Source organism: Amycolatopsis sp. NPDC051128, from assembly GCF_040682715.1.
In the GTDB taxonomy this organism is placed as follows: domain Bacteria; phylum Actinomycetota; class Actinomycetes; order Mycobacteriales; family Pseudonocardiaceae; genus Amycolatopsis.
The window spans coordinates 49,323-61,853 of the sequence record NZ_JBFBBN010000059.1 but is presented as its reverse complement, the minus strand read 5'-3'; the positions used below and the strand labels follow the sequence as shown (position 1 = coordinate 61,853).

The window sequence follows — 12,531 nt, the reverse complement described above, 5'->3', positions numbered from 1 at the left end:
GACGCGCGGCTGTATACGGACGCCCCGGACGAGGGGTGGAGGGACTTAGAGTCCCTCAATGCGACATTCACGGCTTTCGGCTAGAGGTAGCTCACGAGGCGGTCGGCCAGCTGGGCCGGGTGGCTGAGCGGCGCGCAGTGCGGGCCGTCGATCTCGTCGGGCTCGATGCCCAGGCGGTCGCGGGCCACCCGTCGCTGGAAGTCCGGGACGAAGAAGCGGTCGTCGCGGCAGAGCAGGACGCGGGTCGGGACGTCCGGGTGGGCCGGCAGCGGCCACGGCTCGTCCCACTCCTTGCCGGCCTGCTCGCGCCCGTGCGCCTGGCACTCCTCGGCGAGCGCGGCCGGAACGCCGTTGAAGAATTGCTCGGCTTCGCTCAGCCCCTTCGGGAACTCGAAGCCCGTGTTGCCCCACCACTGGCCCGGCTGCTCCCCCGGCGCCGGGATCATCCCGGCCAGGTACACCAGCAGCCGCGCGCGCACCTTCGCCGCGACGAGCGGCGCGGTGAACCCGCCGTAGGAGTGGCCGACGACGGCGACGTCCGTGCGGTCCCCCAACGCGGCCAGCACGGTCTCGGTGAACTCCGCCAGCCCGGCGGAAGGGTCGGTGATCGGCAGGTCCGGCGCGATCGCGTCGTGGCCACGGGCCCGCAGCTCGGGCACGAGCAGGTGGAAGTCCCACCCACTGCCGCCACCACCGTGGATCAGCGCGAAGGTCGTCATGCCGGCCAGCTCAGCAGCGACGCAACATGTCGGTCAAGGCCGTCTTCTCGCCTTGCGTGACGGTCAGGCCGTAGTAGTGCTTCACGACGATCCAGTCGGTCGCGTAGGTGCACCAGAACGAGACGAGCGGCGGCTTCCACTCGTCGGGCGCCTTGTCGCTCTTCTGCTGGTTGACGTTGTCGGTGACGGCGAACAGCTGCGGCCGGGTCAGGTCGTTGGCGAACTGCTCGCGCTTCTCCGTCGTCCACGCCTTCGCGCCGCTCGCCCAGGCCTGCCCGAGCGGGACCATGTGGTCGATGTCGAGGTCGGTCGCCTTGGTCCACGTCTCGCCGTCGTAGATGCTGGTCCACGACCCGGCCGTCGCCTTGCAGTCCTTGTCGGTCTTGACGTCCTTGCCGTCCCGCTTGAGCACGACCTCGCGGGTGTCGCAGCCGGAGCCCTGGCTGTCCCAGTGCGGGAACTTCTCGCGCGAGTAGCCGTCCATGGACGTCCGCGCGGCGATGGCGAGCTCGTCGAGCTGCTTCTGGACGTCGGCCGCGCTGACCGGGACCGGGGCCGTGGAAGACGGCGGGGGCGCGCCCGCGCCCCTGTTCGTCGCCCAGTACCCGAAGCCTGCGACCGCCAGTACCGCGACTACCAGCAGGATTCGCTGCGTCACGCTGAGCCGAAAGCCGCGGGCCGCCAAGATTTTCTCCTCTCACCTGCGCTTGCGCGCGGCGTAGTCTCACCTCTGCCGGCCCGGTAAAACCGCGCCGACACGACGACCTGGCGCGAATGTGATCTCGCCCACCCACGGCGCGGATGTCACATCAAGTCGCTCAACTGCGACTACCGGAGCAGGACCATCCGGAGGGAGCAGCCGATGCCCGGCCGGCTCAAGAAGTTCGACGAGTTCTTCCAGCGCAAGGCCGCCGAGGGCGGCAACGTCGTCGCCATGGCCCGGATGGGGGCGTCGATGCGGGAGCGCGGGGACCTCGCCGAGGCCGAATCGTGGTTCCGCAAGGCCGCCAATGGTGGCGACCGCGTCTCGATGACCTCGCTGGCGCACCTGCTCGCCGAGCGCGGCGCGCAGGACGAGGCCGAGCGCTGGTACCACGAGGCGGCGCTGGCCGGCGAGCCGCACGGGATGCTGAACCTGGCGAAGTCCTACGAGCGGCGCGGGAAGCGCGAGGACGCCGAGCACTGGTACGCCGAGGCGGCCCGCACCGGCGACCTGCCCTCGATCGCCGCGCTCGGGCGCCTGCTCCGGGAACGCGGGCGGGGCGAAGAGGCCGAGCCGTGGCTGCGGCAGGCCGCCGAGGCCGGCCTCACCGAGGCGATGATCGACCTGGGCACGGTGCTCCGCGACCGCGGCCAGACCGCGGAAGCCGCCCGCTGGTGGCGGTCCGCCGTGACGGCCGGCGACCTCGCCGCCACCTGCCGGCTCGGCAGGCAGGCGGAGCGGCTCGGCAAGCCGGGTGACGCCGAGTCGTGGTACCGCCAGGGCGCGATCGGCGGCCACGTCGAAGCGATCGTCCGGCTGGCGCTGCTGCTGCACCGCCGTGGCGACCTCGAAGAGGCCGAGAGCTGGTACCTCGACGCCGCCGAGCGCGGCGACTCGTCGGCGATGACCAACCTCGGCGTGCTGGCCCGCAACCGCGGCGACGAGGGCGAAGCCGCGGCCTGGTACCGCAAGGCCGCCGAGCACGGCAGCGTCCCGGCGCTCACCAACCTCGGCCACCTCGCCGAGCACCGGGAGGACTTCGCCGAGGCCGAGCAGTGGTTCCGCCGCGCCGCCGAGACCGGCGACGTCCAGGGCATGCTCAGCCTGGCGCGCATGCTGCGGTCGCGGGGTGCCGCCCACGAGGCCGAGCTGTGGCTGGCCCGCGCGGAAACCGCGCAGGACGAGCGGGAACACCAGCACTAACCATCTTGCGGGGGTCCGGGTGGCGAAGCCCCCGGCGCAGGGCGAAGCCCTGCATGTCACTAGCCATCTTGCTGGGGTCCGGGTGGCGCCGACTATTGTGTGATCCAATTCACAGTTCTAGCCTGGAAGCGTACCCCTTGGAGGTCGCGCAATGAGGCCACGAGTCCTGGTCGCGGGCATCGGCAACGTCTTCCTCGGCGACGATGGCTTCGGCGTCGAAGTCATCAGGGAACTGGACCGGACCGGCCTGCCACCTTGGGTGCAGATAGCCGACTACGACATCGCGGCGGTCCACCTGGCGGACGACCTGACCGGCGGCTACGACACGACGATCCTGCTGGACGCGACCCCGCACGGCCGGTCACCGGGCACGCTGTCCCTGACCTCGGCGACCGACACCCACGACCTGCACGGCGACGCGATTTTCCGGCTGCTCCGCCTCCTGGGCGGCGACGCGGGCCGGGTACTGGTGCTTGGCTGCGAACCGGCGTGCGTCGACGGCGGGATCGGGCTGTCCCCCGCGGTCGAGGCCGCCATCCCGGCCGCGGCCCGCGTGGTGACGGAACTGGCCTGGGGCGCCAGCCCTGAACTGCCGATCCGTGAGCCGACCGAAGTCTGACGCTCGTTACCCGGCCCATTCCGCCAGGTCCGGGAGGTCCGGGAGGTCCGGCGGCTGCCTCAGCGCGTCGAGGACCACGTTCACCCCCGCGCGCAGTGGTGTTCCCCGGCGCACCACCGCCGCGATCGTGCGGTTCACCGGGCTCGCCAGCTCGCGCGTCGCCACCCGGTACCGGCGATCCACCGCCAGCCCGGGCAGCAGCGCGATCGACAGCCCGGCCTCGACGTGCTGCAGCGTCATCAGGTAGTTGCTGAACCGGCACACCACCCGCGGCTCGAACCCCGACTCGCGGCACAGGCGCAGCGTCAGGTTCGCCATGTACGACTGCGGCATGTCCAGCGCCCACGGCTCGTCCGCGTACGCCGACAGCACCGCCGGACCTCGGGGGGAGTCGCCGGCGGTCACCAGCACGATCGGGTCGGTCGCCAGCGGGACGATGTCGAGGTCCGGGCCCAGGGGCAGCTCGACGAAGTCGGTGGTCGTGATGATCACGTCCGCGTCGCCGCCGCGCAGGGCCGGGATGCTCTCGTGGGGTTCCAGCTCCAGCAGTTCGACGTCCAGGTGCGGGTACGCCGCCGCGAGCCGGGTCACCGCCGGCACCGCCAGGGTGTGGATCGCGCTCTGGAACGCGCCCAGCCGCACCAGGCCGACCGGCTCTTCGCCGAGGCTGCGCAGCTCCGCCTCGACCGTGTCCATGTGGTCGAGGATCGCCCGCGCCCGCCGCGCCAGGATCAGCCCCGCCGGGGTCAGCCGGACTCGACGCCCCGTGCGTTCCAGCAGCTGGGTGCGGGTTTCCGCTTCCAGGACCGCGAGCTGCTGCGACACGCTCGACGCGCTCAGGTTGGCGTCCTGCGCGACCGCGCGGACCGTGCCCAGAGTGTCGAGCCGGCTCAGCAGCCGCAGGCGCCACGGGTTCAGCATCCCGCCATTGTTGTCCGGTAAAACCGAACAAGAAAGCCGGAATCGTGAGATGGACGTGTCGCTCGATGCGGCCTTACCGTCGAGGCATGGCTGCTCCGACCTCCGAACTGTCCACGTCCGAGACCTTCTGGGCCGACGCCGACCGGCACCTCGTGCGCTACGCCGGCGCCGGCGAGTTCACCCGCGAGATCATCGACCACGCCGAAGGCAGCTTCGTCTTCACCGAGGACGGCCGCCGGATCCTCGACTTCACCTCCGGCCAGATGAGCGCGATCCTCGGGCACTCGCACCCGGAGATCGTCGCGACCGTCCAGCGGCAGGCCGCGAAGCTCGACCACCTGTTCAGCGGCATGCTGAGCCGCCCGGTCGTCGACCTCGCGCGGCGCCTCGCCGAAACGCTCCCGGCGCCGCTGGAGAAGGCGTTGCTGCTGACCACCGGCGCCGAGTCGAACGAGGCCGCCATCCGGATGGCCAAGCTCGTCACCGGCAAGCACGAGATCGTCTCGTTCGCCCGGTCGTGGCACGGCATGACGCACGCCGCGGCGAGCGCGACCTACAGCGCCGGCCGTCGCGGGTACGGGCCCGCGGCGCCGGGCAACTTCGCCATCCCGGCGCCCAACTCCTACCGGCCGGACTTCACCGACGCCGACGGCGGCCTCGACTGGCGCCGCCAGCTCGACTTCGGTTTCGACCTGATCGACGCGCAGTCGGTCGGGAGCCTGGCCGCGTGCCTCGTCGAGCCGATCCTCAGCTCCGGCGGCATCATCGAGCCGCCGCCCGGCTACTTCGCCGCGCTGCGGGAGAAGTGCCGGGAACGCGGCATGCTGCTGATCCTCGACGAGGCGCAGACCGGGCTCTGCCGCACCGGCGACTGGTACGCGTTCGAGCGCGACGGCGTCGTCCCCGACATCCTGACGCTGTCCAAGACCCTGGGCGCCGGGCTGCCGCTGGCCGCGGTGCTCACCAGCGCCGAGATCGAGCAGGAGGCGCACGAGCGCGGGTTCCTGTTCTTCACCACGCACGTGGCGGACCCGCTGCCGGCGGCGGTCGGCAACACGGTCCTCGACGTGCTCGTCCGCGACCGGCTCGACGAGCGCGCGCTCCAGCTCGGCGGCCTGCTCCGGCACGGCCTCCAGCAGATCGCCCAGCGGCACGAGGTGGTCGGCGACATCCGCGGCCGCGGCCTGCTGGCCGGGCTGGAACTGGTCGTGGACCGCGAAACCAAGCGCAGCTCGGACGAACTGGGCGCGCGCGTCACGCGGCGCTGCCTGGAGCTGGGCCTGCACATGAACATCGTGCAGCTGCCCGGGATGGGCGGGGTGTTCCGGATCGCCCCGCCGCTGACGGCGTCCGAAGAGGAGATCTCGCTCGGTCTGTCGATCCTCGACGAAGCGATCGGGGACGCCGTCAAGACGCTCTGAACACGGCGAAGGCCTCCTCGCCGGCCCGGGGAGCCGGCAAGGAGGCCTTCGGTCAGGGCAGCGTCAGAAGCCCGCCGTCACCTTCGTGAAATCCCAGTCGTTCTGCGCGATGCCACTGCACGTGGACTGCACGCCGCCGCCGGGGCAGCCGCGGTCGCGGTTGACCGACCAGAACGCCAGCCGGGCGAGCTTGTTCGACTTGGCCCAGTTCGTGATCTGGGTCCACGTCGACACGCTCGTCAGCTCCTGCTGGTCGGACAGGCCGTTCATGCCCGAGATGCCCAGGTGCGAGTACGCCGTGGCGTCGCTCCAGCCGAACGTCGACTTCAGCTTGTCGCGCAAGCCGTTCGCCGCGCTCACCGTGCTGGCGTACATGTCCGCGCCGCCGCCGAAGTCGAACGGCATGATCGTGAAGACGTCCACTCCGGCGTTCAGTGCCTTCGCCTGGTCGATGAGCCGCCCGCCCCAGTAGTTGGGGCCGGTCGTCGCCGTGCCGAAGGTGAGGATGGTCTGGACACCCGGGTTGTTCTGCTTCACGATCTTCAACGCGTTCAGGATGCGGTCCTGCACCGTCGCGTTCTCGAACTCGTCGGAGTTCTCGATGTCGATGTCGATCGCTTTGAGGCCGTACGCGTTGATCACCTGCTGGTAGGCGCCGGCCAGCGCTTCCGGCGTCGCGCAGTTCGGGCCGAGCTTGTTGCCGCTCCAGCCGCCGAACGACGGGACGATCTGCCCGCCCGCCGCCTTGATCTGCGCGATCGCGTTCGCGTCGGCACTGCCCTGCAGCGGACGGCTGCTGTCCCACGCCGGGCTGCAGCCACCGGCGGCGTTGACGAACGCCATGGTGAACCACTTGATCCCGGTCGCGCTCATCACCGTCTGCGGGCTCGGCGGGTTGCCCCAGCCCAGGTACAGGTACGGCGCGCCCCGGCCGCCGGGTGGCGGCGGCGTGGTCGGGGTCGTCGGAGTCGTCGGCGTGGTGGTCGGGGTGGTGCCCCCTGCCGAACACGAACCGCCGTTGAGCTTGCAGTTCGACGGCGCGACATAGCCGCCCGAGTACGCCACGTTGAACCCGAAGCTCGCGCTACCGCCGTTGCCGACGTTGCCGTTCCACGTGTTCTTCACCGTGACGTGCTGGCCGGACGCGGTGTAGCTGCCGTCCCACAGCGACGAGATCTTCGCGCCCGACGGCAGGTCGAACTCCACCGTCCAGCTCGGCAACGTCGAGCCGGAGCCGTTGGCGATCGTGTACTTGCCCTCGTACCCGGTGCCCCAGTCGGCGCCCTTGGTGAAGGTCGCGGAGACACCGCCCGCCGCGCTCGCCGGAGCGATCACGAGCACCGCGCCGATGGCGGCGGCCGCCGTGGCCAAGCCCAGTGCCGAAACCCAGCTGCGTTTCATGGTCACTCCTTTCGGGACAGTCCGGTGCGCATGGCGGAGATGAGCTCGCCGTTGCTCGTGTCGCCGGTCAGCTCCCAGAAGAAGGCGCCACCGAGACCCTGGGTCTTGGCGTAGGACATCTTGCCGCCGATGGTCGACGGGGTGTCGTAGCTCCACCAGTTGCTGCCGCACTTGGCGTAGGCGGTGCCGGCGATCGTGCCGGTCGACGGGCAGGTGTTCTTGAGGACCTTGTAGTCCTCGATGCCCTGCTCGTAGGTGCCGGGCGCCGGGCCGGTCGCGGTGCCGCCCGGCGTGCTCTGCGTGACGCCGGTCCAGCCGCGGCCGTAGAACCCGATGCCCAGCAGCAGCTTGTGCGCCGGGACGCCCTTGCTCTTGAGCTTCTGGATCGCCGCGTCGGAGTAGAAGCCCTGCGTGGGAATGCCGGCGAAGCTGGTCAGCGGCGAGTGCGGGGCGGTCGGGCCCTGCGCGGCCCAGGCGCCGAAGTAGTCGTAGGTCATCACGTTGAACCAGTCGACGTACGGCGCGGCGCCGGCGTAGTCGGCGACGTCGAGCTTGCCGCCGCTGCTGCCGTCGGCGGAGATGGCCGAGGTGACCAGGAACGACGAGCCGAACTTGGCCCGCAGCGCGGACATCAGGTTCTTGTAGGCCGCGGCGCCGCTGGTGTCACAGGACAGGCCACACGCGTTGGGGTACTCCCAGTCGATGTCGATGCCGTCCCAGATGTCCGCCCAGCGCGGGTCCTTGAGCAGGTTGTAGCAGGACTGCGCGAACGCGGCGGCGTTCTGCGCGGCCTGGCCGAAGCCGCCGGAGTAGGTCCAGCCGCCGAACGACCAGATCACCTTCAGGCCGGGGTGCAGCTTCTTCAGCTTCCGCAGCTGGTTGAAGTTGCCGGCCACCGGCTGGTCCCAGGTGTCGGCGACGCCGTCGACGCTGCCCGCGGCGTCGTAGGTCTTCTGGTAGTCGGCGTACGGGTCGTCGTTCGCCGTGCACTGGCCGTTCTTGACGTTGCCGAACGCGTAGTTGATGTGGGTCAGCTTGCTCGCCGAGCCCGAGGTTTCGATGTTCTTGACGTGGTAGTTGCGGCCGTAGACGCCCCACTGCACGAAGTAGCCGACGTTCTTCAGGCCGCCCGGCGGGGGCGGCGTGGTGGTCGTCGGGGTGGTGGGCGTGGTCGGGGTCGTCGTCGGCTGCGTCGGGGTCGTCGGCGTGGTGGTCGGGGTGCCGCCACCGGCGTCGCAGGAGCCGCCGTTCAGCTTGCAGTTCGAAGGAGCGGCGTAGGTGCCGGAGTAGGCTACGTTGAAGCCGAAGTTGGCGCTGCCGCCGTTGGCGACGTTGCCGTTCCAGGTGTTCTTGACGGTGACGTGCTGGCCGGCGGCGGTGTAGCTACCGTCCCAAAGGGACGCGATCTTCGCGCCGGACGGGAGGTCGAACTCGACCGTCCAGCTCGGCAGCGTCGCGCCGGAGCCGTTGTTGATCGTGTACTTGCCTTCGTAGCCGGTGCCCCAGTCGGAGCCCTTGCTGAACGCGGCGCTGACGCCACCGGCGGCGCTGGCCGGCACGGTGACGAGACCGACCGCGATCGCGCCGGCCGCGGTGAACAGACCGAGGAGGTGCCATCTCTTTCTGGACATTGCTCTCCTTTGAGCCAGGTGCAGGACGGCGGGCAGCGACACCGCCGGCGGGACCAGGCCGATGGTTTTGTGCCGTTGGGGAAACGGTATATGGTCCAGACCAATTAGGGAAGTGTCACCACGGAGAGTGCCGATTGGTCAAGACCAGTCCTCGGTCCAAGGGTCAGACTGGTCCAGTCCAGTGACGCAAAGCAGCCTCCGGTCCGGATTGGATCACCGCAAGTCATCCGGTTTTGGCTCTTCTGCCGGGCCGATCGTCCCTCTACGTTTCCGGCATGAGCTTCTCCGCACGCCCCACCCGGTTCTGGTTCCGCTGGCAGCCGGGACCCGAGCACCGCACCACCGGACCGGTGGTCGTGACCCTGACCGACTACCGGATGCACTCGCTGCGCTCACTTCCCGGCATCGCCTGGGCGGGAACGCGGTTGAGCCTGGGCTGGTACGGCCTCTCCGGCGCGGTGGGGCTCTACCTGTGGGCGGATCCCGTCCGCCGGCGAGCGGGGTCACTGGCGGTGTGGACGAACCGGGCCGCCCTGCGCCGCTGGGTAGGCCTGCGGCCGCACGTGAAGATCATGCGGCGCTACCGCACCCGCGGCACGGTCCGGTCGGCACTGTGGGACGCGGGGCAGTTCGACCAGGACACCGTGCGCGCCGAGGCCGAACGGCGTCTCGAGAGCGGTGACTACAGCTGAGGATCCGGCCGAACAGCCGAAACCCGTGATCGGCGTTGCGCGCGAAGTGGTCCAGTCCAGTTACGCACCGCAGCCGGGTCAGGTTCGCCACGACGCCGCCGCACGGCGCGGCCGACGATTCGGGATCAGCCAAGAAATGTGACGCAACCCGACTTTCGTTGCGAGCCATTTGCGGGAATTGAATAGTTCTTACACCACAGCGCCAACTCAAAAACCGACAAATAATCGTCGCGATATTAAAACGTTACCTTATTCCCAGCTTGCACCCAGGTGGCCGTTCGAATCTGTACTCCCGTTACCGGACATCGGAGACGTTGATGACAGACCACCACAATCACGACCACGATCCGGACATCTTCGACCGCGGCCTCGCCGCGGACATGGAAACGTTTTACAGCCGCCGGGGCGCCCTCAAGCTCCTCGGCGCGGCGGGACTCGTCGCCGGCGGGGCCGTCGCGGCCATCACCGCCGGCGGCGCCCAGGCCGCGACCGCGGCCGTGGAAGCCTGTGTCGGCAAGGTTCCCACGGAGATCGGAGGCCCGTACCCGGCCGACGGCAGCAACGGCCCCGACATCCTGACCCAGAGCGGCGTCGTCCGCAGCGACATCCGGTCGAGCTTCGGCAGCTTCACCGGGGTCGCCACCGGCGTCCCCCTGCGTTACGAGATCACCCTCCTCGACGCCACCAGCTGCGCTCCGCTGGCCGGCGCCGCTCTCTACATCTGGCAATGCGACAAGGACGGCGCCTACACCCTGTACTCCGCCGGCAAGCTGAACCAGAACTACCTTCGTGGCGTCCAGGTCGCCGACAGCACCGGCACGCTCGCTTTCCAGGCCGTTTTCCCCGGCTGTTACCCCGGTCGCTGGCCCCACGCCCACTTCGAGGTCTACAACACCCTCGCCCAAGCGACGGCGAGCTCCACCCCGCGGCTGACGTCGCAGCTCGCGCTGCCCGCGGCGAACTGCGCGACCGTCTACGCCACCTCGGCGTATTCGACCAGCCTCGCGAACTACCGAAGGATCAGCCTCAGCAACGACATGGTCTTCCGCGACGGCTACAGCCGTCAGATGCCCACTGTCACCGGCGATCTCACCACCGGGTACACGGCCAAGATCACGGTCAGCGTCTGATCCGAGCACCGGGCCGAAACAGCGAGAAGCCCCCTGTCACCAGGGGGCTTCTCGTATTGCCGTCTCAACCAGACGTGCGCCCGAAGGGATTCGAACCCCTGACCTTCTGATCCGTAGTCAGATGCTCTATCCAGCTGAGCTACGGGCGCGTGTTCAGTTGTTCTCTAACCTAGCACCCGGCGAACCGGGTACCAGCGGAGGCTCCGGGATTTGAACCCGGGAGGGGGGGTTACCCCCAACCGCATTAGCAGTGCGGCGCCATAGACCAGACTAGGCGAAGCCTCCTGGGCCCAACGACCACTGCTCAGATAGGTTACACACCCCTCGAACCCCCTTCGACAGCACCCCCCTCACGCCCGGCGCAGCAGTCTGAGCAGGCGCGGAGAGCGGCCTCCCAGGCCTTCGGCCTCGAATGTCGCTATGCCGACCCGCGGGAGTTCGCGCACGCCCGGGTACACCAGGTAGCGGGGTACCCAGCGGGGCTGGAACTTCGCGTTGAACCGGTAGAGCGTCTCGATCTGGATCCACCGGGAAAAGAAGTGCAGCACCTTCGCCGACATGCGGGCGACCGGGCCCGCGCCGATGCGCTGTCCCTGTTCCATCAGGGCGCGGAACGCGGCGAAGTTCAAAGACACCTGCTCGACGCCGTAGCGACGCGCCGCCAGCAGGAGTTCCGAGATCATCAGCTCGTTGACGCCGTTGTCGGCCGTGCGGTCGCGGCGCATGACGTCCAGCGAGAGGCCTGTCGTGCCCCATGGCACGAACTGCAGCACGCCGCGGACGCGGCCGCCCTGCTCGGCCGTGACCAGGACCGAGCCCCGGTCGCCCAGGCGGCCCAGTGCCATCGAGAAGCCGCGCTCGGTGTCTGTGTCGCGCCAGTTGGCCGCCAGCGTCGCCAGCTCGCCCAGCTCCCCCTCGCGCAGGTCCTCCGCCCGCCGCACCAGGACCTTGTAGCCCGCGCGCTTCGTGCGGGCCGCGGCCTGACGGACGCCGCGCATCACCCGGCCCTCCAGGGTGAACCCGTCGGCGTCGACGACGGCTTCGTCGCCGATCTCCAGGACCTCCAGGCCGAACCGGGCCCAGACCGTCGCGCCGAGCTCGGAGACGCCCATCGCCGCCGGGATCCAGCCGCCCGTGCGGCAGACCTCCAGGTACTCCTCGATCGCGCCCGGCCACGCCTCGTGGTCGCCCAGCGGGTCGGCCGAGCACAGCGCCACGCCGGCGATCACGCGGTAGGTGACCGCGGCCTTGCCGGTCCGGGAGAACACGACGAACTTGTCCTGCCGCAACGCGAAGTAGCCGAGCGAGTCCCGCTCGCCGTGCTCCTCCAGCAGCCGGCGTAGCCCGGCGACCTCCTCGTCGGTCAGGCGCGGCGCCGGCTCGGCCGAGCGCAGCAGGAAATACGCCGACACGAGCACCGCGGCGAGGCCGAACAGCAGGCCGACAGCCGCTGTCAGGTCCTCCAGCCACACGCCGCGGAACGTGGCGGGCCCGCTGACGCCGACCAGCGCCAGCGCCGACTCCGCCATCCGGTCCGGAAAGCTCATCGGCGCCAGCACCGCCCGCGACGCCGCCGACAGCAGGATGAGGTTGATCACGAACCCGGCCAGCGCCAGCTGGACGAACACCCGCACCGCGCGCCAGCGTCCGACCACCGGGTCCGGCTTCGCGACGAAGTACCGCCGGTTCGCGATCAGGCCCACCAGCAGCACCACCGACACCAGGCCGGCGCCGAAGACGTGCTTCAGGCCGATGTGCGACACCGTGAGCAGCACCGTCGCGCCGATCGCCAGCTGCCAGGCCCGCCGCTTGCGGCGGCGCAGCCCGGCGGCGAGCAACACCAGCAGCACCCCGGTGACCAGCGCGACGGTCGCCGCGGCCACCGTCGCCTCCTGCGGCAGCTCCAGCCATTCCGACAGGTGCCCGCGCAGGTTCCGGCGACCGGCCGGGACCAGGACCGAAACCAGCGTCATCAGCCCGGCCAACCGGGTCACCCAGGTGATCACCCCCACGGACGTGGCTCCCGCCACCCGCCAGGTGGACTGCGCTCTGGTCCCCGTCACCACCTGGGCAACCCGTTGTGAACGATCA

At 70.0% G+C, this 12,531-nt stretch carries 11 protein-coding genes and 2 tRNA genes; 5 read left to right on the top strand and 8 right to left on the bottom strand.

Translation table 11 applies throughout. From position 1 onward, the window contains the following. Positions 1-80: 80 nt before the first annotated feature. Positions 81-719 (bottom strand): alpha/beta hydrolase, encoded by a 639-nt coding sequence (locus tag AB0M82_RS39230; protein WP_364733472.1) that lies wholly within the window; start codon positions 717-719, stop codon positions 81-83. A 10-nt stretch (positions 720-729) separates the two neighbouring features. Continuing rightward, positions 730-1,404 (bottom strand): HNH endonuclease family protein, encoded by a 675-nt coding sequence (locus AB0M82_RS39225; protein ID WP_364733470.1) that lies wholly within the window; start codon positions 1,402-1,404, stop codon positions 730-732. Between the two features lie 177 nt (positions 1,405-1,581). On the opposite strand from AB0M82_RS39225, the gene AB0M82_RS39220 reads away from it, so the two are divergent. Beyond that, the gene (locus AB0M82_RS39220; RefSeq protein WP_364733467.1) at positions 1,582-2,625 is read left to right on the top strand and encodes a tetratricopeptide repeat protein; all 1,044 of its coding nucleotides are present in this window, start codon (positions 1,582-1,584) and stop codon (positions 2,623-2,625) included. Positions 2,626-2,776: 151 nt separating this feature from the next. Next, a complete protein-coding gene (locus tag AB0M82_RS39215; protein WP_364733464.1) occupies positions 2,777-3,244 on the top strand; it encodes a hydrogenase maturation protease in 468 nt (155 codons plus the stop codon). A 6-nt stretch (positions 3,245-3,250) separates the two neighbouring features. Here the strand turns inward: AB0M82_RS39215 and AB0M82_RS39210 are convergent, their stop codons facing one another. Next, positions 3,251-4,165: a LysR family transcriptional regulator gene (locus tag AB0M82_RS39210; protein WP_364733461.1), complete on the bottom strand. Its 915-nt coding sequence runs from the start codon at positions 4,163-4,165 to the stop codon at positions 3,251-3,253. 86 nt (positions 4,166-4,251) lie between these two features. Here AB0M82_RS39210 and AB0M82_RS39205 point away from each other — a divergent pair, with 86 nt between their 5' ends. Then, positions 4,252-5,586, top strand: a complete 1,335-nt coding sequence (locus AB0M82_RS39205) for an aspartate aminotransferase family protein (RefSeq protein ID WP_364733459.1) — start codon at positions 4,252-4,254, stop codon at positions 5,584-5,586. 63 nt (positions 5,587-5,649) lie between these two features. Here the strand turns inward: AB0M82_RS39205 and AB0M82_RS39200 are convergent, their stop codons facing one another. Beyond that, entirely contained in the window at positions 5,650-6,987 is a 1,338-nt protein-coding gene (locus tag AB0M82_RS39200) for a cellulose binding domain-containing protein (RefSeq protein WP_364733457.1), read from the bottom strand. 2 nt (positions 6,988-6,989) lie between these two features. Then, on the bottom strand, positions 6,990-8,618 hold the full coding sequence (locus AB0M82_RS39195) for a glycosyl hydrolase family 18 protein (RefSeq protein ID WP_364733454.1): 1,629 nt from the start codon (positions 8,616-8,618) through the stop codon (positions 6,990-6,992). A 275-nt stretch (positions 8,619-8,893) separates the two neighbouring features. Between AB0M82_RS39195 and AB0M82_RS39190 the strand changes: the two genes are divergently transcribed. Together AB0M82_RS39190 and AB0M82_RS39185 are read left to right on the top strand one after the other, a co-directional pair. Then, positions 8,894-9,310 carry a hypothetical protein gene (locus tag AB0M82_RS39190; protein WP_364733451.1) on the top strand — a complete coding sequence of 139 codons (417 nt, stop codon included), beginning with the start codon at positions 8,894-8,896 and terminating at the stop codon, positions 9,308-9,310. Between the two features lie 317 nt (positions 9,311-9,627). Beyond that, positions 9,628-10,440: an intradiol ring-cleavage dioxygenase gene (locus AB0M82_RS39185; protein WP_364733448.1), complete on the top strand. Its 813-nt coding sequence runs from the start codon at positions 9,628-9,630 to the stop codon at positions 10,438-10,440. Positions 10,441-10,515: 75 nt separating this feature from the next. Here the strand turns inward: AB0M82_RS39185 and AB0M82_RS39180 are convergent. The 3 genes from AB0M82_RS39180 to AB0M82_RS39170 form a co-directional block, all read right to left on the bottom strand. Then, positions 10,516-10,589 (bottom strand) — tRNA-Arg (locus AB0M82_RS39180). A 46-nt stretch (positions 10,590-10,635) separates the two neighbouring features. Continuing rightward, a tRNA-Ser gene (locus AB0M82_RS39175) sits at positions 10,636-10,725 on the bottom strand. A 65-nt stretch (positions 10,726-10,790) separates the two neighbouring features. Further along, positions 10,791-12,506, bottom strand: coding sequence for a phosphatidylglycerol lysyltransferase domain-containing protein (locus tag AB0M82_RS39170; protein ID WP_364733445.1), 1,716 nt, complete (start codon positions 12,504-12,506; stop codon positions 10,791-10,793). Positions 12,507-12,531 lie beyond the last annotated feature (25 nt).